General features: G+C 71.0%; 28 protein-coding genes. All 28 read right to left on the reverse strand.

The annotated features are described in order from the left end of the window. Positions 1-6 precede the first annotated feature (6 nt). The gene (locus ACFYQA_RS17255) at positions 7-1,899 is read right to left on the reverse strand and encodes a glycosyl hydrolase family 28-related protein (protein ID WP_388917892.1); all 1,893 of its coding nucleotides are present in this window, start codon (positions 1,897-1,899) and stop codon (positions 7-9) included. A 1-nt stretch (position 1,900) separates the two neighbouring features. Then, positions 1,901-2,836, reverse strand: coding sequence for a hypothetical protein (locus ACFYQA_RS17260; protein ID WP_388917895.1), 936 nt, complete (start codon positions 2,834-2,836; stop codon positions 1,901-1,903). Between the two features lie 2 nt (positions 2,837-2,838). Then, positions 2,839-4,011, reverse strand: coding sequence for a siphovirus ReqiPepy6 Gp37-like family protein (locus ACFYQA_RS17265; protein WP_388917898.1), 1,173 nt, complete (start codon positions 4,009-4,011; stop codon positions 2,839-2,841). 12 nt (positions 4,012-4,023) lie between these two features. Then, positions 4,024-5,007 carry a phage tail protein gene (locus ACFYQA_RS17270; protein ID WP_388917901.1) on the reverse strand — a complete coding sequence of 328 codons (984 nt, stop codon included), beginning with the start codon at positions 5,005-5,007 and terminating at the stop codon, positions 4,024-4,026. Further along, the gene (locus ACFYQA_RS17275) at positions 5,008-8,865 is read right to left on the reverse strand and encodes a hypothetical protein (RefSeq protein ID WP_388917904.1); all 3,858 of its coding nucleotides are present in this window, start codon (positions 8,863-8,865) and stop codon (positions 5,008-5,010) included. 134 nt (positions 8,866-8,999) lie between these two features. Continuing rightward, entirely contained in the window at positions 9,000-9,449 is a 450-nt protein-coding gene (locus tag ACFYQA_RS17280) for a hypothetical protein (protein ID WP_388917907.1), read from the reverse strand. Positions 9,450-9,462: 13 nt separating this feature from the next. Continuing rightward, positions 9,463-9,990, reverse strand: coding sequence for a hypothetical protein (locus tag ACFYQA_RS17285; RefSeq protein WP_388917910.1), 528 nt, complete (start codon positions 9,988-9,990; stop codon positions 9,463-9,465). A gap of 2 nt (positions 9,991-9,992) precedes the next feature. After that, the gene (locus tag ACFYQA_RS17290) at positions 9,993-10,475 is read right to left on the reverse strand and encodes a hypothetical protein (RefSeq protein ID WP_388917913.1); all 483 of its coding nucleotides are present in this window, start codon (positions 10,473-10,475) and stop codon (positions 9,993-9,995) included. Continuing rightward, a complete protein-coding gene (locus ACFYQA_RS17295) occupies positions 10,475-10,648 on the reverse strand; it encodes a hypothetical protein (RefSeq protein WP_388917916.1) in 174 nt (57 codons plus the stop codon). Before ACFYQA_RS17295 ends, ACFYQA_RS17290 begins: the two co-directional genes overlap by 1 nt. Then, positions 10,648-10,977: a hypothetical protein gene (locus ACFYQA_RS17300; protein WP_388917919.1), complete on the reverse strand. Its 330-nt coding sequence runs from the start codon at positions 10,975-10,977 to the stop codon at positions 10,648-10,650. The genes ACFYQA_RS17295 and ACFYQA_RS17300 overlap by 1 nt, the downstream gene beginning before the upstream one ends. A 9-nt stretch (positions 10,978-10,986) precedes the next feature. Further along, positions 10,987-11,439 carry a hypothetical protein gene (locus ACFYQA_RS17305; protein WP_388917922.1) on the reverse strand — a complete coding sequence of 151 codons (453 nt, stop codon included), beginning with the start codon at positions 11,437-11,439 and terminating at the stop codon, positions 10,987-10,989. Beyond that, positions 11,440-12,261, reverse strand: a complete 822-nt coding sequence (locus tag ACFYQA_RS17310) for a hypothetical protein (protein ID WP_388917925.1) — start codon at positions 12,259-12,261, stop codon at positions 11,440-11,442. 17 nt (positions 12,262-12,278) lie between these two features. After that, entirely contained in the window at positions 12,279-12,749 is a 471-nt protein-coding gene (locus ACFYQA_RS17315; protein ID WP_388917928.1) for a hypothetical protein, read from the reverse strand. Then, the gene (locus ACFYQA_RS17320; protein ID WP_388917931.1) at positions 12,749-13,156 is read right to left on the reverse strand and encodes a hypothetical protein; all 408 of its coding nucleotides are present in this window, start codon (positions 13,154-13,156) and stop codon (positions 12,749-12,751) included. Before ACFYQA_RS17320 ends, ACFYQA_RS17315 begins: the two co-directional genes overlap by 1 nt. Before the next feature lie 67 nt (positions 13,157-13,223). Beyond that, complete coding sequence (locus ACFYQA_RS17325) at positions 13,224-14,474, reverse strand: phage major capsid protein (RefSeq protein ID WP_388917934.1); 1,251 nt, start codon at positions 14,472-14,474, stop codon at positions 13,224-13,226. A 70-nt stretch (positions 14,475-14,544) separates the two neighbouring features. Continuing rightward, entirely contained in the window at positions 14,545-15,327 is a 783-nt protein-coding gene (locus ACFYQA_RS17330; protein ID WP_388917937.1) for an HK97 family phage prohead protease, read from the reverse strand. After that, the gene (locus ACFYQA_RS17335) at positions 15,302-16,702 is read right to left on the reverse strand and encodes a phage portal protein (protein WP_388917940.1); all 1,401 of its coding nucleotides are present in this window, start codon (positions 16,700-16,702) and stop codon (positions 15,302-15,304) included. The genes ACFYQA_RS17330 and ACFYQA_RS17335 overlap by 26 nt, the downstream gene beginning before the upstream one ends. After that, the gene (locus ACFYQA_RS17340) at positions 16,699-16,902 is read right to left on the reverse strand and encodes a hypothetical protein (protein ID WP_388917943.1); all 204 of its coding nucleotides are present in this window, start codon (positions 16,900-16,902) and stop codon (positions 16,699-16,701) included. The genes ACFYQA_RS17335 and ACFYQA_RS17340 overlap by 4 nt, the downstream gene beginning before the upstream one ends. Then, the gene (locus ACFYQA_RS17345) at positions 16,896-18,452 is read right to left on the reverse strand and encodes a terminase (protein WP_388917946.1); all 1,557 of its coding nucleotides are present in this window, start codon (positions 18,450-18,452) and stop codon (positions 16,896-16,898) included. The genes ACFYQA_RS17340 and ACFYQA_RS17345 overlap by 7 nt, the downstream gene beginning before the upstream one ends. Next, on the reverse strand, positions 18,449-18,754 hold the full coding sequence (locus ACFYQA_RS17350; RefSeq protein ID WP_388917949.1) for a hypothetical protein: 306 nt from the start codon (positions 18,752-18,754) through the stop codon (positions 18,449-18,451). The genes ACFYQA_RS17345 and ACFYQA_RS17350 overlap by 4 nt, the downstream gene beginning before the upstream one ends. Before the next feature lie 308 nt (positions 18,755-19,062). Next, the gene (locus ACFYQA_RS17355; protein ID WP_388917952.1) at positions 19,063-19,503 is read right to left on the reverse strand and encodes an AAA family ATPase; all 441 of its coding nucleotides are present in this window, start codon (positions 19,501-19,503) and stop codon (positions 19,063-19,065) included. A gap of 6 nt (positions 19,504-19,509) precedes the next feature. Continuing rightward, positions 19,510-19,899, reverse strand: a complete 390-nt coding sequence (locus tag ACFYQA_RS17360) for a hypothetical protein (RefSeq protein ID WP_388917955.1) — start codon at positions 19,897-19,899, stop codon at positions 19,510-19,512. Positions 19,900-19,901: 2 nt separating this feature from the next. Next, the gene (locus ACFYQA_RS17365) at positions 19,902-20,186 is read right to left on the reverse strand and encodes an HNH endonuclease (RefSeq protein WP_388917958.1); all 285 of its coding nucleotides are present in this window, start codon (positions 20,184-20,186) and stop codon (positions 19,902-19,904) included. 19 nt (positions 20,187-20,205) lie between these two features. After that, positions 20,206-20,544: a hypothetical protein gene (locus tag ACFYQA_RS17370; RefSeq protein ID WP_388917961.1), complete on the reverse strand. Its 339-nt coding sequence runs from the start codon at positions 20,542-20,544 to the stop codon at positions 20,206-20,208. 640 nt (positions 20,545-21,184) lie between these two features. Next, positions 21,185-21,577 carry a DUF6221 family protein gene (locus tag ACFYQA_RS17375; protein WP_388917964.1) on the reverse strand — a complete coding sequence of 131 codons (393 nt, stop codon included), beginning with the start codon at positions 21,575-21,577 and terminating at the stop codon, positions 21,185-21,187. A gap of 5 nt (positions 21,578-21,582) precedes the next feature. Continuing rightward, entirely contained in the window at positions 21,583-22,281 is a 699-nt protein-coding gene (locus ACFYQA_RS17380) for a hypothetical protein (protein WP_388917967.1), read from the reverse strand. After that, positions 22,278-22,625 (reverse strand): hypothetical protein, encoded by a 348-nt coding sequence (locus ACFYQA_RS17385; RefSeq protein WP_388917970.1) that lies wholly within the window; start codon positions 22,623-22,625, stop codon positions 22,278-22,280. Before ACFYQA_RS17385 ends, ACFYQA_RS17380 begins: the two co-directional genes overlap by 4 nt. Then, positions 22,622-23,146 carry a hypothetical protein gene (locus ACFYQA_RS17390; protein ID WP_388917973.1) on the reverse strand — a complete coding sequence of 175 codons (525 nt, stop codon included), beginning with the start codon at positions 23,144-23,146 and terminating at the stop codon, positions 22,622-22,624. The genes ACFYQA_RS17385 and ACFYQA_RS17390 overlap by 4 nt, the downstream gene beginning before the upstream one ends. Between the last annotated feature and the right edge of the window lie 15 nt (positions 23,147-23,161).

Below are 23,161 nucleotides of genomic sequence, written 5' to 3' on the forward strand. Positions count from 1 at the left end.
GCCCGCTCAGGCGACGCGCTTCAGCTTCAGCGAGCAACCGGCGCGCAAGGTGGTCGCCGCGGCGTTCGAGGTGTTCTGCGCCCAGCGCAGCCCGAACGTGCCAGCCGTCGCGCCCACGGCCAGCGTGCCCTTGAGAGTGGTGCCGGTCGTCGCGGTGAACGTCACCACGCCCGCGGCCGTGGTGACGCCCACCCCGTCGTTGTCGGTCCACACCATCGTGGCGCCGGCCGGGACCGTCCACCCGGCGCGGAACCCGCCGCCGCCCGTGCTCCACACCGCCACCATCTCCACGTCGTAGGTGGCGCCCGCGTCCACGGGGAGGGACAGGTGCGGGTCCGCTGCAGGCGTGGCGTTGCTGGTGGCCGGGGTGTCGGTCGCCTTGATGGCGCAGGCGAGACGGCCGATCCCGGTCACGGAGAAATCGCCCTGGACCGTGAGGGGGCCGGCCGTCCACGGCCGGGGCGGCGTGTCGACCGGGGCCGCCGTCGTGCCGGTGCGTTCCTGAATGTTCGGTCCGCGACGCAGCGTTGTGTTGCCACCGCCGTCGGACCAGCCCGCGGTAGCGGCGTGCAGGATCCCTGCGTTGACGATGACGAGTGTGGAGTCCTCGACGCGCACTCCGTACTGCGGGCTGCTGACCTGGGTGCCGTTGTCGTCGGTGCCGGGGTAGCAGGTGACCAGCCCGACGATCACGGGGATGGCCGCGCCGTCGGCCTTCAGGCCGGCGTACCCGCCGCCGCCCGCGCCGTTGTTACGGCCGTCCCGGCGGGTGTGCAGGTTGTCGATCTGGATGGGGCCGTTGCCGACCGCGTCGACCAGGACACCGTTGTGCCCGTTGCGGTCCGTGCTGCAGTCGCCGATGAGCATGCCGCCGGAGCCGGTGCCGGTCGCCCAGTCACCGGTGACGTGGATGCCGTTGTTGTTGTTCCACTCGGCGCGGCAGCCGATCATCTGGCTGTTGGCCGCGTTGTTGATCTCGAAGCCATTCGCCCCGCAGCCGATGGCCTGGCAGTCGATCAGAGTGACGTCCGTCATCACCTGCACGGCGAACCCGTGCCACCCGCTGTTGTCGACCATGACCCGGTGGCAGCGCCACGAGTAGGGGAAAAACCCGGCGTTGAACGCGGTGTTGATGCCTGCGCCGGTGACCCGCCGGATCGTGACGTCCCTGAGCGCGACGTTCTGCACGTTGCCCTTGGCGAGGATCCCGTCCATGCCTGGGGTACTGACTGCCGAGCCGTCGATCATCACGTTCAGGACGCGGTGCTCGGCACTGATCGTCGAGTAGCCGCCCTCGGCCTGGTCGAGAAACATGATGACCGCGGCGCCGACGAACGACTCCAGCGGCTTGATGTAGCACGGCGGGTCGACGAGGCCCGGCACCGCCATGAGGTTGGTGTGGGTGCCCTGCAGGGTGACCGCGGGCGGGATCGTCAGCGGAGCCGAGGTGCGGTAGGCGCCGGCGGGGAGGTAGACGATGCCGCCCATCGGGCAGGCGGCGAGCGCGGCCTGGATCGCCGCGGTGTCGTCGGTGACGTTGTCGCCGGCCGCACCGAACGCGCGGACGTTGAGCCAGTCCTGCACCGATCCGGCCGGGCCCCCGCCGCCCCCGCCGCCGCCGGTGTTGTGCCCCTGCATCCACGCGCGGGTGCCGCCGCCGGCCTCGGCCCACATGCCGCTGACCTCGTCCGGCCCGGACAGCCGGGGGATCAGCCCCTGGGCATCGGTGGTGACCTCCGTGATCGGCTCGCTGCCGGCGTCGAGCAGGTCCGTGTACTGGGTTCCCTCGGTCGCCCCGTCCCAGAACGTGACGACCACGTTCGGGGCGATGCCCCACAGGCCGTCGCTGGGCTGCACCACATAGTCGGCGATACCGCGGCCGAACTGAAAGCGCGCCATGTCACACCACCCAACTGATTCCGGAGACCGGCAGCACGGACTCGCCGCGCGCGACAGTCGGTTTGTTGGTCAGCCACACCTGCCCGGGCCGGTCGGTACTCGCCGCGTAGATGATGAAGCGGGCGATGCGGGCGCCGGTCACGTAGGCCACGCCGTACTGATCACGGTCCGGGTGCCGGTAAGCACTGGGGATCAGCACAGGCAGGCGGGACTCGGTGTTTGCCGCTAGCGTGCCGCCCTCCCGCGTCCAGCTCCCCAGCCGCAGATGTACCGACCCGTTGCGGCGCTGCAGCACGTGCTCCGCATTGCTGTTCCACGGCGACAGGGGCGAGCCGACGATGATCTGGCCGGAGTCGTCGAACACGGACTGCCAGATACTGCCGGTCCACAGCCGCATGATTCCCGTGTTCGTCTCGAAACAGGTTTCGCCGACGATCGGGTGCGGGTTGCGGGTGGTCGACGTGCACGGTCGGGTCCGGGCACCGACGTACTGCTCGGCGCGGGTCACGGTCACCGATGAGGCCCCGGGCTGGATCGTCGCCCGGGCGACGGGGACTTCGTAGATGCCGGTGGCTCCGGTGTTCTGGACCAGCGGCGGCGCACCCGCGCCTGCGGTTCCCTGCCTGATGCGGGCTCGTACCGTCCAGTCCGTGCGGTCCAGCCGCAGCACGACCCAGTCGATACGGGACGCACCGGCCACGTTGGCCGCCACAGGGAGGGTTTCGCCCGTGGACCCGGACGTCCAGCCGTGGCCGCGCAGGCTGGCGTGCACGTCCGCCCGGATGGCCACCGACAGGCCCACGCCTGCGGTCACGACCGCGGTGTCTGCCGGACTTCCGTAGATCCCGTCATCGGAGAAGCGCGCCGCCAGCGCCTCGTGCTGCACGTCGGTGACCGCCCGGTTGTCGGCCGGGGTGGGCCATGAACTCTGCGCCATTACTACCTCACTTCCAGTCGTCCGAGCCTGCGGGCCAGGTCCCGCACGGTGCGGACGGTGGCCGTCATCGTCGTCTTGTCCGAGTTGCCGATCACGCTGGTGACCAGCTCGCCCTCGTCGGGGGTGGCCTCGAGCCGGATTGTCTGCACGACGTCGGCGATCTCCAGCCCGGTCGGCAGTGCCACCGTCACCCGGTCCCCGAGGAAGAAGTCCCGGCCCGCGCGCAGGTCCTCGGTGTCCACCGTCACCGTGGACAGGGATGCCTGCGGGTTGTCCTCGCCCAGGGCGAGCGTGCCGGCCTGGGTGAGCTCCCCGTCGATGTCGCTCTCGGTGCCGGTCTTGTCGATGAGCTTCTCGACCCGGTACCAGTCCGCGGCGTGCCCGCTGGTGACCTCGCGGTAGACGCGGATGTTGGGCGGGGTCGCGGCGTCATCGGGATCACCACCCCCCTGCACCAGTTCGGACGTGGCGGTCGGCGCGCCCATCGTGAACCGAAGGGAGCGCAGGTTACCCAGGCCGCTCGAGAACCGCGCGGTGCTGGTCAGGTCCCGCGGGGCGTACACCCCGAACCGGATCTCGTCGCCGACCTGCCGGGTGCGGACGCCGAGCCCGTCGGTGGCGGCGACCTCCCGGCAGGCGTCCAGCAGCGGATCGAACCGCGTGGACAGCGACCGGTTGCCGCCGACGCCGGCGACGCCGTCGAGGACCAGGCGCTGAATACGGCGGGCCGTCAGCGCACCGGGCCCGCAGTTCTCCGACACCAACGTGCGGATGATCGTCTCGGCGTTCTGCGAGGTGAAGACCCGGTGCCGGTCGGTGACCGTGTCCTGCGCGGCGAACGTCTTGCTGGGCTCGGGATAGGCCACGTAGCCGGCCACCCGTGCCAAGTCGTCGCTGAACCGCACGTTCACTGTTCCGCCCGAGTTGGCCTCAAGGTCCCATGCGTAGTCCTGCGGTTCCTCCATCGGGCCCGCGCACCAAACCGCCTTGTCCCGCACGACGACCAAGCGGTGCCCGGGCTGCAGCAGTTGCATCACCTCGGGCCGCGCCGGCAACGCCACCTGCCCGGACGCCGGCTTGTTGAAGTTGAGGTCGCAGGCGAGGGAGGTCCACCCGTCGAGCGGGTCACCGACCACATTCAGATTCCGGTCGGTGACCAGCAACTGCAGCGCCATCGCTCACCTCCGTCACGCGGTCTCGTACCGCGGGTAGAAGACGAGGTCGACGGCGCTACCGGCGTCGGCTCCGTCGAGCTGGAACGTCACCGGCGTCTCGCCCGGCGGCAGGGACCACAGCACGGCGCTGGGCCAGTTGAGTCCGCCGACCAGGTTCTCGCCGGTGTGGGAACGGACCCGGGGTGGGTCGGTGGAGATCGTGACGGTCTCCCCCTCCAGCAGCGGCCCGTGAGCCGTGCCGGTCATGTTCAGGGTGAAGGCGTCGCCGGTGTCGTCCCGGGTGAACGTGATCGCTGACGCCGGGCCGCTGACCTTCCACGTCGGCCACACGTCGACGGCGCCCGAGTTGACCACGCTGGTGGCGCCCAGCACCTGCGAGCTGGACACCGACGGGTACGGCGCGAGGTAGTCGACCTGTACGCCGGTCTCCCGGTGCACCTCCTGCGGCACGACGTCCGCCCAGTACGGGTCCTCGCACACCAGCGTGAGGACCGCGCTGTCCCAAGTGATCCCGGTCGCCGCCTGCCCGAGGCCGTCCCAGCCCTCGCTGTAGACGACCTCGATCCGACGTGCCGTGCCGTCCGGGCGTGCCACCTCGAGCACGCCCGGGGACACAGGCCGACCGTCCGGCCCAGGCCGCAGCGTCCGCAGGAACGCGCCGCCCACGTCCCTCCAGTTCTTCGTGAACGCAAGGTGATCAGCCCCCTTGACCAACAGCGGCCACACGATGGTGCGCGCTTGCGGCTGGACGTGCCGCACCCTCGTCCCGCCCCTCGGGTGCGGGTCCGAGGTCAGCAGGTACCGGGTCGCGCCCAGCCCGGACACACCATCGGCGAGCGTGTACCAATCGCCGGCCAGGTCGGTCATCGGCCACCGGGTCCCGGTGGGATCGATGTACGTGATGCTGGCGTAACCGATCTCCGGGATCTCGATCGGCGGCGGGACCTCACCCGGCGGCTGCTCCGGGATGACGACTGGTGCTGTGATCAGGGGCATCTAGCCTGGCCTCCCCACGCGCATGCGCGCTTCTTCCTGCCGCGTGATCAGCTCGAGGTCGCTGGCGCTGATCACTGAGGCCCGCGGGTACAGGTTGTACGTCACCGACGGCCGGTCCCTGCCCGCCACCGGCGCCGCCTGTGCTGGCGCCGCCGGCAGTCCCGGACGCGCGGCCCGGCCCACCGGCACCTTGCCGTGGTTCAGGGCGTCCATGAACTTGACGCCGTACCTAGAGACGGCCGCGGCCTTGACCATGTACTCGCCCGTCGACCCCCACAGCGGGATGCTGTCCGACGTCGACGTGCCCGGCCCCAGCAGCAGCCCGCCCTCGGCCAGCGTGATGCCGCGGTCCTTCATCCCCTTCACGAACGTGCTGCCCCCGGCGAGCGCCTTGATCTGCTTGGCGTAGCGGGGCGCGAGGCTGACGAGCATCGGCCAGTTCACCCCGGCCTTCACCACGTCCTCGACGGTCGCTCCCTTTCGGGACAACGCGCCCATCATCAGCGCAGCGGCTTCCAGCTCTTCCGCCGTCAGCAGTTTCTCGTTGGCCTTGACGGCGGCGCTGGCCTTCTTCGCTGCCGAGGGAGACTTCACCGCCGCGGCGGCGAGTGCCATGGCCTCGGCATCGCCCTGCCCGGCCAGTCGCATGGCCAGGTCCCCGTGTCCGGAGGCCGCCAGTTTCAGGAGGTTGTCCTGGAACTTCTTACTTCCGGACGTGGCCGCGCCGAGCTGCCGGGTGTAGTCGCCCAGAGTCGCGGCCGCCGTAGGTGCCAACTTCCGCAGGTTCTTGACGATCTCGGCGAACTGCTTGCCGGACGCCTTGGCCAGGGAGGCGACGAGGGCACGGCCCGACTCGCCCAGGCCCCGCAGCGTCTCCTCGATGTCGGCCCCGGCCCGCTTCCCGATCCTGCTCAGGTTGCGCTCCCACGACGCGGACTTCTTGACGGCCTCGTCCAAGTTTTTCGCGTAGCCGGTCAGGCTGAACCCGGAGACCTTGCTCCCGGCCTTCAGCCCGAGCGCCCGGTCCGCCGAGGCCACAGCCAGCCGGGCCTCGGCCACCGCCTTCCGGGTCGCCGCCGTGCTCTTCTTCGCCTGATCCCGCAGTGCCTCGTTCAGATCGGACCACGCATCCCGCAGCCGCTGCACGTCCTTGTCGTACCAGGACGACACCGTCCCCAGAGAGATCCGCGCTGCCGACGACTCCGTCGGTGAGTACGTGAACCCGCCGCCGGCGTACCCGCCGCCGGCGAACCGCTCGGCGTTGAGCGCGTCGAACAGGGCGGTCCCGTACCGGTCCACCGCGGACGCCCGGATGACGTACTCGCCATCGGACAGCCACGCCGGGATGCTGTCCGACGTCGACGTGCCCGGGCCCGTGATCGGACCGCCGAACGGGACGACCACCACATCGCCGTCGGCATACCCCCGGATCGCCCCGCCCGATGCGTAGCTGCCCGGCCGCAGCTTCTTCCGGTTACGTGCTTCCCCGGTGGCGCCCTGCACGATGTAGTTGGTCACCACGTAGGTGGTGGCCGTCTTCCCGTCCAGCCCGTCCATCTGCCGCTTGGCTGCCTCGATCTGCCGCTCGAGCTGGTTGATGTCGGCGCGCACCTGTGCCTTGCGGCTGTCGGGGACTGTCTTCAGCTTGGCTTTGGCCTCGTCCAGTTTGGCCTGCAGGTCCTCCATGTTGCCGCGCAGTTTCGCTGTCTTGTCCGGCGTCGACAGGATCTGGTCCGCCAGAGCCTTGGCCTCCGCTTTCGTGAGACCCATCTGCATGGCGTTCTGGACGAGTTGCTGCCGGCCCCGCTCATAGATGCCGTTGACCTCTTCCCACGACGCCCCCGACTCCCGGGCCGACGCCGTGGCCTCGTCGGTTTTCGACGCGAGGTCGTTGAGCGCAGAGGCGGCGGTGCGCTGCTTCTCGGAGTTGAGGACGAGTTTGCCGCCCTGCATGTCGAGGACGCCGGCATTCTCCTGGGCGGCCTTTGTGGCCGCGTCGATCGACGCTTCGAACCCGATCATGCCGTCGAGGCCCTGGCGGTTGACGTCGTTGAGCGCCTGAATGCTCTGGCGCAACCCGTCCGCGCTGGCCTTCTGAGCGTCGAGCTCACCCTGCACCTGCTGCGCCTGCGCGCCGAACAGCCCCATGCTCTCGGCCGCCAGCTCCGCTTCGAGGGCCTGCCCTGCCAGTGCGGCCTTGTACGCGTCGAGTTGCCCGCGCACCTCGTCCGAGGTGAAGCCCTGTTTCTCCAGATTGGCCACGACCTTGTCGAGCGCGGCCGCCGCCATGTCGGCCTGCCCGTTCGACACCAGGCCGGCCAGCGCCTCGTCGAGGGCGTCGATGTCCTCCTTCGCGTTCTTCACCGGCGTCGAGTCCATGCCGATCAGGCTGGTGAGGGACTGCTGGAACTGGTCGATGCCCTCGGGGTCGATGGCGAGCTGGAAGGCTTCCCCGAGTCCGCTCAGGTCCTGGCCGTAGAGGCGCAGCGCCTCGCCTGACACCTTGCCCGACCGGCCCAGGTTGACGAGCGAGGTCGACAGCCGGTCGATGTCCGGCTGCGGTTCCTGGCTGGCTGAGGACAGCTCGCCGAGGGTGATGAGTAGCAGCCCGATTCCTGTCCCGGCGAGGGCGAGTTTGGCCGTGCGGGACAGGCCGGTGATTGCCGCGCCCACGCCGGCGAGGGCGCCGGGCGCTCCGGCCGCCGAGGCGCGCATGGCGCCGATCTGCACGCCGAGCGCGGCCATCGCTGCGCTCGCTGCAGCGCCGCCCGCCGCCGCGAGCTTGACGGCTTTGATGGCGATGGCGAGCTGCAGGAAGGTCGCGATTGCCTCGGGCGGTACCGCCGACACCACATTGCTCAGGACGTTGATGACCTCGAGCATCCCGACGCCGACACCGCTGCCCGCTTCGAGCACGTTGAGGAGCGCGTCGGCGACGTTCTCCAGCGTGTCGAACACCAGGGGGCCGGCGGACTGGGCGTAGTCCCACCACTCGCGCAGGCCGCCGCCGGAGTACTCCCCGCTCTGGAGCTTGGCCAGGAACACGGTGAGCCGGTCGATGCCGTGGTCGAGGGTCTGGTTCGTGAACGTGGTGAACCTGCTGTTGAGCGCGTCGAACCCCGGGGTGGAGATCGCGCCGCCCACCAGCGTGATCAACCGGTCGAACTGGCTGGACGCGCCCTTGACCAGGCCGGTCGTCGTGGGGAGCAACGTGTTGGCGACGGCAACGCCCTTGGTGAACGGGGCCATCACGTCACCGGCGAGCGAGTCGGACCATTCCTGGTAGTTGTTCTTGAGGATGCCGACGGCGATCGCCGCCTCACGCGTCGGCTGTGGCAGCTTCTCCAGCTGCCGCTGGTAGGCGACCTGCGCCTTGACGGCCGCCTGCGAGGTGGCCCCCGACTCTGCGACGGCCTCCTCCCACTTCTCCTGTGCATCGCGCGCCTCGCCGAGTGCGGAGATCTGCGGGCCCAGCGCGAGCGCGTAGACGCCGGCCGCCACCCCGACCGCACCCAACTGCCCAGCGACAGCAGCCGCCGAGCTCGCGAACCCCGCGGCCGCCGGGATCGCAGCCGGCAGGAGGCTGATGACGTTGGCCTTGAGGGAGTCGCCGAGTTTGCCGGACGCGTCCGACAGCGTGTCCATGCTGCGCCGGACGGTCTGCGACTGGTCGTCGACGGATCGCTGCGCATCGGCCAGCGACATGAACTGGCCCTGCAGGTTCCTCAAGTTGCCGTCGGCATCCGCCGTGATACCGGCCAGCCGCAGCCGCAGCCGGTCCGCGCTGTCCGCGGTGCCGTTCATGACCCGGCTCAGCTCGTCACGGCCGGCGAGGGTGAACGTCAGGCGCTCAGCCATGTCACCTCCTCAGCGTATTGCGACGTGGTGCTGTATCCACTGCACGGCCGACTCGAGTTCCTCGCGGGTGAGGCGGCAGATTTCCCAGGGCCGGATGTGCAGGTAGTGCGCGAGGAGCCACCGGTACTCGGTGATCAGTCCTCGGAGTCCCGGTGGCGGCGCGTCAAGTGGCCTTTTCCCAGGGCGTCGAGGCAGCGGTCGACGTCGTCCGGATCGACGGCCAGCTTCCGCAGGTGCGGGGTCACCACGTCGATCATGGAGTCCTCGGACTTGGCGAGGGCCTCGCGCATGATGTTGGTCAGCGCGTCGTCGATCTCGTCGCGCGTGATGCGCGCCTTGAGGCGCCTGCGCCACCCGGGGACATCGAACGTCCCGAACTCGAGGTCGGGTTCGTCGCGGCGGCGGACAACCCACAGGACGGCGCGCATCGCGGTGGGGTCCTGCGCCTGCAGCCGCGCCTCGATGGCCCGCCACGGGACGTCATCCATGGCCTCCTCGATGGCGGCGGCCTCGAGCGCCGACAGGTCGTCGGTGTTCACCCGCTGCTCGACTGTGCCGTCGTTCTGCGTGTAGCTGATGATCATGTGATTCCTGCTCTCACTGAAGGTCCCGGCGTACGTCGCCCAGGACTCGTTCGACCTCGGCCCGCATCCGCGGCACGCCGGCCTGCACCCTGCGCGTCCACCAACCGGCCTGCGAGCGCTGGTTCGCCCAGCGCCTGCGGTTACCGAACACGGGGTGCCGCAGCCGACCGGTCTGGTTGATCTGGCCCAGCACGTTCCTGGCCTTCGGCTCGATCCGGCTGCGATCGATCCAGACACGCGCGCCCGGGCTACTCGTCGTTCGCACTGAGAGCCGCACGCCACCGGCGAGCATCGGCCGGAACGGGCGTGTCGTCGGCGTGGGTCCGCCGCGGCCCATCTGCCCGTGCCTGTTCCGCTTGCGCCCCTCCGACTGCAGAGGCATCGTTCGCACCGCGCCCTGCAGCTCGCGGTGCAGGGGCTCGGCGGCGCGCCGGATCCGGCGCGTCATGTTCTGGCGGAGCCGTGCGCCGCCCGCCGCACGCATGCGGCGGGACAGCGTCACGAGTTGGCCGGTGCCCAGGATCTGTACCGAGCTGGCCATGGTCAGGCCGCCGGGATGGGCGCGTTCTCGCTGGGCTCGGACGTGATCGAGAACTGCGCCATGATCTGGGCGGCGCCGTCGAGTTCCCTCACCTTGGCCTGCGAGGTGACCTGTGCGGGGTAGACGTCGCAGGTCTGGCCCGGGACGTCGCCCTCGTCCATCCACACGACGAACCCGCGAGCCTCGCGGGGCAGCAGCGTGCGAACGTCCTGGCCCCCCTTGTCCGCCCAGAACGTGAGGCTGGAGTCGGCGGCGGTGATCTCGCCGCCGACCGTCGGTGTGAAACGGCTGCCGAGGGCGGGCGTGGGCACGGTGGCGGATGTGGTCTGCCATCCCGCCATGGCGCCCGTCTCGCCCTCGAGCGCCGTCCCGGCGTTGATCTCGGGCCGGGTCGGTGCCGCCTTGTTGGCTATGGCGGGCAGCCACAGCACCTTGGTCGTTCCGCGGCGGTAGTAGCGGGTTGCAGGGTTGATCGGCGTGGCCATCAGCTCTCGTCCTCTCGCGTGGTCTGCCGACGGCGCCTGGCCGTGGGCTTGGGTTCCTGCGGCAGGTCCTCAGCGACCTGCCATCCCGCCGCCTGGTGATGCGGCACGGACAGCTCATCCACCTCGATCGGCTGCTCCGGCAGATCGGGGTGCGTCATCCTCACGGCGGCCATCAGACCGGCACCCGGACGACGGCGACCTCGAGCGAGGTGACGGCGTCGTAGGTGATGGACGCCCGCCCCGTCGACGGGTTGCGGTAGTCCTGGTTGACCGGGATGCCGACGACGGCGCCGGCCGCCACCGGGATCGGCCGGTCGGCGATCGCCAGCCCGTTGACGGTGCCCGGCGTCACCATCGTCACCGTGTGCTCGCTGGCGTCGCCGTTCTTGACGAGCAGCAGCACACCGGCGCCGGTCTGGCAGGTGTCCCCGCCCCCCGCCGCCGCGGTGTATGCGATGGCGCCGCCCGTAAGCGGCATCACCGCGGTGGTCAATGCGGCCATGCTTCCTCCCTAAATGAATCCACGGCCGGCGACGGTCAGCAGCAGCCGAGCCGACGCGCCCTGGTCTGTCTGGTCCTGCACCAGCCGCGTCGCCCCGACGCTGGCCTCGAGCTCGGCCAGGCCCAGGCTCGGGCTGGCGTGCAGCCACGCCACGACGCGGCCGCCGATCTCGTACGCCCGCTTTCGTGCGGCGACGATGTCCGTGTCGCCGCGGTTGGAGATCGCCGCCACGGTGATCTGGAACTGCTCCTCCCGGCGGGTACCGAGGCCGACGTATTCGGCGACGGACTGCGCCGCTTCGAAATCGCCGGTCGGGTCGCCGTCGAATCCGACGACCAGCCAGTCCTCGGCTGCCGTGTCGGACACTTCCGGACCGTCCGCAACGGTCACGTCCACCAACTCGGGGTCCGTCTTGCCGAGCTGGACAAGGGTCTCGATGACCTCGGGAATGCGGGAGTCCATCTATGCCAGTCCTGGTCCTTGGTCGTCCGGGGCGAGCAGCTGCATGGCCCGGTTGGGGATCGCGTAGCCGAGACCGGGGATCGACTCGGTCACGCTGTAGTCGTCACCGCCGCCAGCGAGGGCGCCGCCACGGGACGGCCGCTGGGTGCGCCACAGGTGCTGCAGGATGATGCGTCCGGCGCCCGTGATGTTGTCGGGGATGACCGGCCGCCCTGCGGTGTACGTGGCGCGCAGCGGCCCGCGCAGCAGGCCGCCGTCCTTGCGGGTGACGATGCCGGCCACGCTGTCGACGTTGAGCCGGTCGGGGTCGTAGGTGGTGCCGCCGTCGAGGAGCGGCACCAGGGCGGTCACGGCCAGGACCGGCCGCTGCCGCAGGGCGAGGGACTGCGCCCCGCCCATGTGGTGGTCCTCGGTCACCGGCCGGACGACGACCGGGCCGGTGAAAATTTCGACGGCCCGGGTCGTGACGTTGATCCAGTAGCGGAGTTCGTCGTCCTCGCGCGTGTTCTTGAGGTTGACGTGCTCGCGGCCGTCGGCGAGGGAGAACAGCGCCGGCGACTGCTCGGGCCGCACGTCGAGGACGTCGGTGTAGGCGTGCGCCGGGCCGGTGAACTGCCAGCGGACGGTGTGCCGTCCGGGCTGCTCGGTGACGTAGTCGGCGCGGTAGGTGCCCGGGGTGGTGGTCTCCACCGCGGCCGGGGTGGCGGTGCTGCCGTCGGGCAGTGTCACCGTCACCACGGCGGTGGCCGCGGTGGTGGCCGTGCCGTCCGGGTCCCGGCACTGTGCGGTCATGCGCGCGGTGGCGCCGAGGTCGTACGGCACGGCTCACCCCCCTCCGGTCAGCGGGTCTCGACGACGTCGCCGCGGCCGCCGCCTCGGGAGGCCTCGGCCGCCCGCTCGGTGGCCTGGTCGTTGGCCTGGGCGCGTTCGAGGATCGAACCGCGCTGGCCGACGATGCCCTTACGCGGCTCCTCGGCGTTCTCTTCCAGCTGCAGCACGCGCATGGCCTCCTCCTCGCCCACGCCGTCGAGGTACGCGACGACGTCCTTGACGTTGTGGTCGGCGGGGTTGAACAGGTCGGGGTCGTCGTCCCCGTCGCCGGGGTCGTCGGGGTCGGCCGGCGGCGGGTCGTCGTCAGCCGGTGTCGGGGGGGCAGGGGTGACCGGGGTGGGCGGCGCCTGGTCGGCGAACTCGGCCCGGATGCCGTCGGCCCACTTGGCGGCCTCCTCGTCGGGCAGGTCGACCAGGTCGCCGGGCGCCCACGAGAAGTCCAGGCCGCCGATGGCCTGCAGTACGCGGATGGTGGCCATCAGCCTCGCTCCACCGGGCCACGGCGCGCGTTGGACAGCACGACGGCCGCCGAGTAAACACCGCCGGTCGTCGCGCCGGACACGGCCACGGCGACGCGCAGGTAGCGCGCGGCACCGGTGTAGCCGATCTCGTAGACGACGTCGTCGGTGCTGGACGTCACCGCGGGCTCGGCGCCCTGCAGGTCGGCATCCGCGGCCGCCGCCCAGCTGCTGCCGTCGGCCGACTCCTGCACGGTGAAGGTGTGCGTTCCGTCGGTGACGACACCGGTGTCGATGACGACCACGGCGTCCTGGTAGCGGGCGCCGCCGGCGGCACGGTCGACGGTCGTGCCGTTCGCCGCCGCGGTGCGCGCGGCCGGTGCGAGCGTCCGCCGCACCAGCGCGTTGTCGTACGGGTTCAGAGGCATGTCTGTCCCTTCTGGGGGTGAGCCGCCCGGGGCCACGGCGTGCGCGGCCCCGGGTGGGGAGGCGGGGTCAGGACGCGGCGTGCTGGTACGCGGCGATCGCGGAGGCGTCGTCGACCATGCCGTCGAGCTCGGCGTAGCCGAAGAAGCCACTCTGCAGGTAGTCGGCGTAGCGCTCGTTGAGGCGGATCGTGGTGACGTTCTGCACCTGGCGGACGATGTAGCCGGCCTGGAAGTCACCGAACACGATGCTCTTGGCGCCCGCGGCCGGGACCGGCATCTTGTTGTCGACCGTGTACCCGTAGCCGTTGAGCGTGGCGGTGAAGCCAGGGGCCGGGACCGGAACCCACAGGGGCCGCTGGTCGCCGTCCTTGAGCTTGCGCAGCACCTTGAGCGTGGCGTCGTTCATGAGCCACTGGCACTGGGGCCCGCGGTAGGCGGGGTCGATGGTGTGCTCGAGGTCGACCAGGTCGTCGAAGATGACCGAGGTGGTCTGACCGGCGGCGCCGGTCTTCCCGGTGCGGACCTGCGTGATCAGGCCTTCGGGCTGCTTCACGCCGGACCCGGTGATCAGGTAGCCCGCGGCCGAGCGGCCGATGCGCTCGCCGAGCTTCCGCGGCAGCCACGACTCGACGTCGAACGCGCTGTCGCGCATCAGCTTCCAGGACATCTTGACCAGCTTCGACGTGAACATGTAGGCGTCGAGCTCGCGCCTGCCCACGGTGATGTCCGTCTCGGGAACCGGCTGGTTCTCGGCGAGTAGGGCGCCTTCGTTGTTCGTGTCGTCGTTGGTCGGCCACCACAGGCCGCCGCCGTCCGCGGTGCTGATCACCTGGCAGATGTTGAGCAGACCGCCGTAGGCCTTCATCGTCTCGGTCATCGTGGCGCGGAAGGTGTCCGGCACCAGGTAGCCGCCCATGGTGTCCGGGGTGGTGCCCATGGCGCGCTGGCTCAGCTGGTTGAACCCACCCTGCAGCAGCTGCCGCTGCTCGGTCTGCAGGCCCTCCATGCCCCACCGCAGGTACAGGCCGAACGCCTCGGCGTACCGGGCGGCGTCGGCCTCCTCGTCGTCGCCGCGGTCCGTGGTCGTGACGATCTGGTTGCGGTCGACGCTGCCGAGCTGGGCCATCCGCTCGAGGCGCTCGAGGTCGTTGGACACCTCGGTCAGCCGCGTCTCGGCCTGGTCCCAGTTGGTCCGCTCCTCGGCGGACAGGTCGCGGCCTGCCTCCTCGGCACCGTTCATGATCTCCTGCATGCGGTGCCACAGGGTGTTCTGCTCGTCGACCAGGCGCTGGCGCTGGGTCAGGGTCTCAGTGGGCATGGGTTGTGCTCCCCTCTCAGGGCATGACGAACCTCCGGCGCACGGGCCAGGGTTCGCGGGTTCGGGTGGGTCAGCGGGCCAGCCGGAAGCGTGCGGCCAGGGCCTGCATCCTGCGGTCGACCGAGGTACGTGACAGCCGAGTGGCATCCGCCGGCTCGGTGTCGGTGTCGGTGCCGCGAGTGGACTCACCCGGCTCGCGGTCGATCGTCTGCAGCAGCTCGAGCAGCTCGGGCCGGTACTGCGCCCGCTGCTCGATCGCGGCGCTGTCGCCGCGGCGTACGAGGGCCGTGGCCACGGCCCGCAGGCCTGCCTCGGTGTCGTCGTACGCGGGGAACGTGACGGCGGAAACCTCGAACAGGCGGACCTCGCGCAGGATCCGCAGCTCGGCCTGCACCTTGTCGCCGTCCTTGGTCTCGACGTCGATCAGCTGCCAGTCGTCCTTGACGACCTGGAAGCCGAAACTCATGCCGGTGATGTTCCTGTTCCGGACGTTGGCCTTGAGGTCGTTGACGTACGACAGGCCGGTGTCGAGGGCCGAGTCGACGGCCAGGCCCTTGGTGTCCTCGGCCAGCTCGAGGCTGCCGGCCGACACCCGGGACACGACGTAGTAGGTGTCGTGGTCGATCAGCATCCGAGGGTCGCCCTCGCTGACCGTCTTGGCGAACGCGCCCGGGGCGACCTCCTCGTAGAAGCCCCAGCGCAACGGGTTGCCGATGCTGGTACGGGAGTTGAACACGCTGGCGTAGCCGTTGAACCGCTCGCCGCCGTCGTCGCCGTCCGCACGGATACTCAGGCCCGCCGTGGACAGCGGCAGACGGCGGCGCTCCTCAGTCGTCGTCCTCGTCAGGGTCATCAGGGCCTTCCTCCGGCTCGGTGGGATCGGTCGGGTCGGGCTCCTCGCCCACGGTGAGCAGCCGCTGCGCCTCGGCGAGCAGCTCAGCCGCACGCACAGCCGCCGGCAGCCGGCCATCGGCCGACAGCAGGCGGATCGTCTCCCGGGCGCGCGCCGCGGCCGGCTCCTCCCGGGCGAGGGGGTTGACGCCGAGCGGCGCCATGTAGGTGGGCTGCAGGTGGACGTCGCCACCCTTGCCCGCGGGCAGCGGCGGCAGCTCCTCGTACCCGCGGATGTCGTCCGCGGAGAAGGCGCCGACGTCGCGCATCGCCCGGTAGAACGTGGCCCTGGCGCTCGAGTCGCCGCGCAGCAGGCCTTGCACGCTGTACTTGGCGTACTGGCTGCCGAGGAGTAGTTCCTTGGTGATGCGCTGCTCGGTCGGCGCCAGCCACGTGGGGCCGAGGTCGAACACGACCCAGGCGCCGGCCTGCTGCTCGAGGCCTGTCCCCCACGACGTGCTCTTGGCGGTCTCCATCAGCAGGAACAGCGGCACCCCGAACATGCGCGCGATCTCGGTGTTCTGGAACTCGCGGCTCTCGAGGAACTGCGCATCCTTGTACGGCATGGTGACCGTCTGGAAGGACAGGCCGGAGTCGAGGACGGCGACTTCCTGGCTGTTGCGCCAGCCGCCCATCTTGGCCGCCCACCGCTTCTTGACCGCGTCGGCCTGGTCCGGCTGCAGCCGCTGCTCGGTCTGCAGGACGCCCGCCATGATGTTGCCCTTGCCGAACAGCCGGGCCGCGGTCTTCTCGGCGGACTGCGCCAGGCCGATACCCTCGGCCGCCAGCCGCACCGGCGAGCAGCCGGTCATCCCGTCGTAGCCGAGGCCCGGGATGTGCAGGACCTCGCGCGGCGTCATGGCGTGCGTGGTGCCCCAGTCGTCGGTGACCTCGAAGACTTTCCCGGACGGCAGCAGGTCGTCGGGCTTCACCTTCCCGACCCGGACCCGGTCCGGCATGAGCGGCCACAGCTCGACGACGACCCCGGCCCGGTTCCGCACCTTCTGCAGGTACCCGTTGCCCCACAGGACGCGGTGCACGTACTGCAGACGCCACAGCTCGAGCGGCGTCATCTCCGGGTGGGGGTCGGCCAGTAGCGGCGCCTTGGTCCGGTCCCTGGTGCCCGGCACGTAGGTGTGCAGCGGCAGATGCGCGGACACCCCGGCGATCAGGGCGACCGACCGCCACACCGCCGGCATGTGCAGCGACGACCGTTCGGTCACCGACGTCCCCGACTCGTTCGGCACCGCGCCGAGGTACTCGGCGACCGCCTCCGATGTCAGAGGCTGCGCCGGGTTCTCGAGGCTGCGCTGCTCGAACAGACCGAACAGACTCATCCCTCAGCCCCCTTCCTGTGCCGCTGTACGGGCGCCTGGCGGGTCATCTCCCGCTCGGTGGCCACAGCCCCCAGCACCCCGCCCACCATCAGCGCAGCGGGCACATGGAGCATCCCGACCCCCGCCAGGAACAGGACGACGAACGCCACCTCGAGCGCCAACAGCACCTGGTGCCGTGACCAGCTCGTGATCTTCACCATACGTTCGGCGCCTCCTCCGGCTCGACGTCGTGGTACATCTCCCAGCCCCACACCGCGTAGGTGCCGGACACCAGCGGGCTCACGTCCACGCCGTCGCTCCTGCGCGCCCACAGCCACGCGTCGCCCACCTCGCGCTTCTTGGCGCCGGCGAGCGCGGCAGCCAGGGGCGCCTGCCCGAGGTGCCGCAGCCTGCCCTCGTGGACCCGGTCGTAGAACTGCGCCGCCGCCTGCGTGAGCTGCCGCACCTTCGGAGAGACCACCCGCTCGGACCGGTCCTCGCGGTTCGGGTCGTCCTCGTAGGTCAGGGCCTTACGGATGGCCGGCGCCAGTGACCCGGCCGGGCCGCCCTCGTCGATGACCCACGCGCACGGGTTCCACCGCTGGTCACGCTCCGTGACCCAGTCGACGACCCAGTCCGTACCGGGCTGGTGCGCGACGACCTCGACGTGCACCTCGCCGTCGGCGGACTCGCTGGCCACGGAGATGGCCGTCCATGTCCGCTCGGGCGTGGTCTCGATGGAGAACGCCACCGGGTCCATCGGCCGCGACCCGCGGTCCTCGAGGGCCTCCCACGCAGCCTTCGCGATGACCTGCCACGTCTCGTCCGTGACCTCGGGGTAGTCACCCACCCCGAGCCGCTCACGGTCGAACAGGTCCGCCCGCATGCCGCGCATCTCGCGCAGCACGTACGACGTCCGGATCCGGATGCCGAGGGCCGGGTTCGCCCTGGCGAACGACGGCTCGACGTCACGGTCGTCGTGCTGGTCGCAGACCAGGCGGCCCTCGTAATCCCTCGGGCACTCCTTGATGTGGCCGTCGATGGAGTACTCGAGGTACGTCAGCGACGGGTCCGGGTCGCCCTCCTGCAGGGCCCGGGCGCGCAGCAGCGCCAGCTGCTCGCTCTCCTCGCCGAGGCCGGCGCTGCCGGTGAACAGCAGCTGGGGGTTGTGGCGGGCGGACAGCACCGGCATGAGCGCGCCGATGGGCGCGGCCCGTAGCTTCATGGCCTCGTCCATGATGACCAGGTCGCCGGAGAACCCGCGGCCGGAGTCGCCGCCGCGGGCCAGGAAGCGGATGCGGGCCCCGTTGAAGAACGTGAACCCCTCCTCGCCGTGGCTGCGGCGCACGTTCTTGACGCGGCGGCTCAGCGAGTAGGAGCCCTCGATCAGCTGGTCCAGGCGCAGGAACGACTCCTGCGCGGTGTTGAACTGGTGCGCGGTGTGGATGATCAGCCGGTCACCGAACAGGATCACGCCGCCGAGCTGCCGGGCCTCGAGGAATCCGCCCTTGCCGTTCTGCCTGGCCACGTTGAGGACGACGTCGAGAGACGTCCACAGACCCTCGCTGTCCTCCTCGAGCGAGTGGTGCAGGGCGAGCTGTTGCCACGGATCGAGGTGCAGGCCGGCGTCCTCGGCGAGCTCGATGCACTCCTGCCCGGCGGGCGAACGGAAGTCGAGCGCATCCCGGTCCTCGATGCCGTCCCACCGGCCGGTGCCGACGCGCCGGCGCCAGGGCACGGACAGGATCCGGGGGGTCTGGCAGCCGATCATTGGGCGCCTCTGGCGGCGACTCGGGCGCGTTTCTCATCACGCCGCTTGGCGACCTCGTCGTGCTTGTCGCCCCGTTCCTGCGGGGGAGCGGCCGCGACGACGACGGCCATGGCCTGCCGCAGCTCGCGGGCGGCGGTGGCGGCTGCTCGAGGGTCGTTGGCCGAGTCGATCTCGGCGGCCAGGCGCAGCGCGGCCGCGGCCAGGGCGTGGCCGGTCGGGTCGATGCCGAGGTCGTCGAGCTGGGCGGTGGTCGCCGCGGCGACGGCGCCGCGGCGCAGCCGTCGCTTCGGAGCGTCACCCATCGGACATCACCCCCCGTAACCGGACAGCCAGTCACAGACCGTGACGAGGGATTGGTAACAGAATGTAACCGCACAAGCAGTTACAGAGCGTCACTAATACACTCGAACTCGGTTCGGGGGCATTAGGAGCAACGGCGCGGGGAGAGAACCGGGCGACAAGGGCGTTTGGGTCGCCCGCTTGATCGCTGAACTTTGGACCCACTCCCCACCCCCAGCATGATCATCGGGCGCGCGAAGCCTCATTCGATGATCGTTTGGCGGCGCTTCGGCGTCGCCGGCGCGGGCACGCCGCGGGCGGTGGCGCAGGGTCACCAGGACCGTGACGCCTGGGTGGTGACGGGGCGTGACCCGCCCTTGCGGTAGTCCCGGTACCAGCGGGTGACCACGCGGTCCATGCCGTTCGAGCGCATCGCTCGCACGCGCTCGCGCACCACGTCTTCGCCTGGGTCGACGACCACGATCTCGGCACCGAGCTGCTGGTAGCGGGCGCGCACCTTGGGGCTGGGCATGGTGTGGATCAGGTAGACGTCCACCTCGTCGAGGTGCTTGACCGCCTCGTCGATGGCCGCGTACCGCGCGCGCAGCGCGACCTTGCTGGCGATCGGGTCATGGTTCCACTGGGGCGCGCCCGGGCCGGTGAGCGCCAGGGTGATGCGGTCGAGGTCGATGACGATGTCCCGCGCGGTGGCGTGCGCGGTGATCCACGTGCTCTTGCCGCTGGCCGGCGGGCCGGTGATGACGTACAGCACGCTGCGTCACCCTCGGTGGAAGCGGCCGACGATGTTCGGGTTGGCGAGGGTGTCGGTGAGGCTGGCCCGGTCGTCGTCCGTGCCGCGGACCTCGAGCACGTTCGTGACGGGCAGCTCGCCATCGGCCAGGCCGCGGGCCACGCGAGCCCACATCTCGGCGAGGCGCAGGGACTCGGTGGACCGTACGCCGTGGAACTGGGCCAGGCGGCGCTCCTCGGCCATGCGATCGCGCTGCCATGCGCTGTCGTGCTGCTGGCGGGCGCGGGCGTCGTCCTCGTGCTGGATCGCCTGACCGTACTCGGCGCTGGCGCGTTCGGCCCAGCCGAAGGCCTGAGCCTGGGCACGGCGGTGCTGCTCGACGCGCCACGCTCCGTAGCCCTGTTCGGTGTCGCTCATGGTCACCATCTCCTCGATGCTCGGGCCTGAGGCTGGGTGATGCGGTTGCCTCGGGCTGAGTTGCAGCGGCGGTGTGCGCTGCGGGCGTTGGTGGGGTCGAGGAGGTCGCCGCCCTTGGTGAGGGGTTGGGCGTGGTCGAGGGTGAAGGCCCAGGCGCTGCGTTGGGCGGCGTAGCTGGTGAGGCTGTAGTCGATGTCGTGGCCGCAGATCCAGCAGGGCAGGTGGAGGGCGCGTTGCTGGATGGTGAGTCGGCGGTAGGGGCGCCCGTTGCGGGGGTTGCCGGCCACGGGCGCCACCTCCCGGGGGTTAGGGCTGGGCGTTCTCGGAGGCCTCGTCGATGAGGTCCTGCAGGGCATCGCGGTTGGCCTGGTTGCGCTGCTGCAGGGCGTCCATGTACATCTCGGCGCTCTGGCCGGGCACCTGCTCGCAGACGTCCGGCTCGTCCTCGGCGCTGGCTTGCTCGTCGCCCTGCAGGAGTTCGGCCCAGGCGTCGACGCAGGCCTGCCGGGCGGCAGCAGTGTCGACGGTCTGGGTGGCGGTGACGGTGGGCTCGCTGGGCTTGTCGTTGCTGCTGTCGCTGCTGCAGCCGGCGGTGAGCGCGGCGAGGGCGAGCAGGACGGCGGTGGCGGCGGTACGGGTGCGCATGGTCCCCCCAAGGACACGGCGGTATGTGGGGCGCATCATGCCGTGGCGTGGGGGTGGCGTGGGGTGGTGTGGCTGTTTCGTGACGTGTGTCCCGCTGCCCGGTCCCTTCCCTGCCCGTGGCGTTGGGGCGCCGGCGGGCGGGGGCTGCCCGCCGGGCAGCGGGTGCTTATGGGGTGGGGATGTCGACGAGGCGCAGGGCGCGGGCGCGGGTGGCGCGTTCGGCGCGGGCGAGGTCGGTGAGGGTGTAGAGGGGGTGGCCGCGGTGGTCGATGCCTGCGCGGGGGAGGTGACCGCGGGATGCCCATTGGCGGATGGCCCCGGGGGTGACGGCCGCGGCGCCGGCGGAGACGAGGCGGCGCCAGACGGTGGCGCGCTGGGCGGCCTGGCCGGTGGTGAGGAGGTCGATGGGGCACCTCCCGGAGCATGCGTCAGCCCCGGGCGTGGGGGCTCCGGGGCCGGGGTGGCTGTGGGCACAGGTGTGCTACTGGCAAGAGTGTGACGCTGCGTGGCGATCTTGTCCAGCGGGGACGCGCGCGGCCCGCCCTGGCCCCGTGTTCGGGCGGGGTCAGGACGGGCCGTGTGAAGCGTCGACCGGGACTGTCGAGTGCTGCAGGGGCAGTGTGGCACAGGGCAGTGACAGCTACGGTCGCCACTCCTCGCGGTACGCCGGGTGGTCGGCGTACGGCAGGGCGAGGAGCTTGAGGACGTCCAGGCCCCATGGCCGGCCCTCGCCCGGGATGAACTGGCGCTCGGTGTCGTGAAGACCGGTGGTCTCGACGAGGGGCGGTTCGCACAGCGCGATGGTGCGCCGCTTGGCTTCGACCTCTCGCAGCACCCGCGCCGGATCATGAACGTGCATGAACGCGCCGTAGTGAGGCAGCACTCCCGTCGCGAGCGTGTTCCCGTTTCCGAAGTCCCGGATCTCCTTGACGCAGCCGTCGTACTCCCAGTTCAGGAACAGGGGATGCGTCTGCCGCGCGGTCCGCTCGTCCTCGTCCAGCCGGTCGCGTAGGAACTGCACCAGATCGTCCATGGCGTTCATCCTGCCGCAACCGTCTGCAGGATGTGGGCGGCGTGGGCGTCGTACGCGTTCGGTTCGAGGTGGTGGCCGCAGGCGTCGCAGGTGATGCCCCATCGGCCGTCGACGGTGATGAGGGCGAACGCCTCGCAGTCGGGGCAGGGGGCGGCGCGGGGGGTTATGCGGGGGCTGGTGTGGGTGAGGGCGCGCAGGCGGTGGACGAGGTGGTCCAGGGCGCGGTGGTAGTCGGCGGCCGCGGCCAGGGTGAGGGTGAACGGGAGGTAGGCGCGGTGCCAGGCGCACCAGCCGGTGATGCTCTCGCCGTGGCGGGGCCGGGCCTGGGCGCAGGGCTGGATGCGGGCGGTGCCGTGGCGGTCGCGGGTGGCGGCGGGGTAGTGGTAGGCGATGTGGCCGGCCCAGGCGCCGAGGAGGACTGCGATGGGGATGGTGCCGTCGTCGTCGAGGCTGGTGGGGTCGGCGTGGCCGGGTCCGAGGAGGGTGAGGACGCGGAGGTCGACGGGGGCGGGTGCGTGGGCGCGGCCGGTGCCGCCGAGGCGGCCCTGGGCCGGTCCGCCGCCGGGGGCGACGAACTCTTCCTCGAGGAGGCGGGCCTGGGCGGGGATCTCGGCGAGCCAGCCGCGGAGCTCGTCGGCGTGACGGGGGCAGATGCGGCTGCCGTCGGCTGCGTCGCGCGGGCACAGGGTGCAGGCGGTGGTCACTGGTCCGGCCCTCCTCGTGGGCGGGTCAGGCCGAGCCGTTTCTTGATCGCGTAGACGCTGCTGCGCCCGGCCAGTCCCACGCGGGCGGCGATCTCCGTCTCAGTGGCGCGGGCCCAGTACAGGCGGGAGACCGCGGCTTCCCGCTCGGCGACGGTGAGGCGGCGGCCCGGGGGCTGTCCGGCGACGACTCGGCCGACGACGGCCTCCTCGATGGCCTGGCCGGGTGTGACGTTGGGGTCTCCGGTGATCTGCCACCGCTGGTAGTGGAGGCGGCAGTAGCCCTGAGCGTCGCGCGGCTGATGGCATCCGGTGACCGTGCAGTCCGGGGGTGTACGCGCGGTCATCGCTGGGCCTTCCGCAGCAGGGCGAACAGGTTTTCGATTTCGTCGGGGGTGAGGCGGTCCCACTCGCCGAGGGCGTAGCGGAGCCGTACGTCGATCTGTGCGGCGACGGCTGCCTCGGTCCAGTGCTGGGCCATCTGCCGGGCTTCGTCGGGGCTGAGCTGGCCGGCCTGTGAGCCGCGGCTGATGTGGACGTAGGGCTGGCGGGTCTTGTAGCCGGCGACGGCATGGACGCGCAGGGCGGCCGGGGTGGGCGGCAGGGGGCGGCGGGCTCGGATGTCCTTGACTATGTGGCCGGCGGTCTGCTCGTCAGCGCGGAGGTCCTCGCAGACCCAGCCGAGGACGGCGATGTCGGTCTCGGCGTGGGCGGCGGCCGCGACCAGGTCGCGGGCGGTGGCCAGGGTCGCGGCGGGGGTGAGGAGCGCCTGCACGGTGGGTCCCCACACGAGGAGGCAGGCTGCGGCGCCGTTGTCGGCGGTGGCCGACCGGATCGTGCAGACGTTCGGGTCGATGGGCTCGGGCATGGGGTGGGTCTCCCG

This window comes from Streptomyces sp. NPDC005774 (assembly GCF_042871645.1).
GTDB classification, from domain to species: Bacteria; Actinomycetota; Actinomycetes; order Streptomycetales; family Streptomycetaceae; genus Streptomyces; species Streptomyces pratens.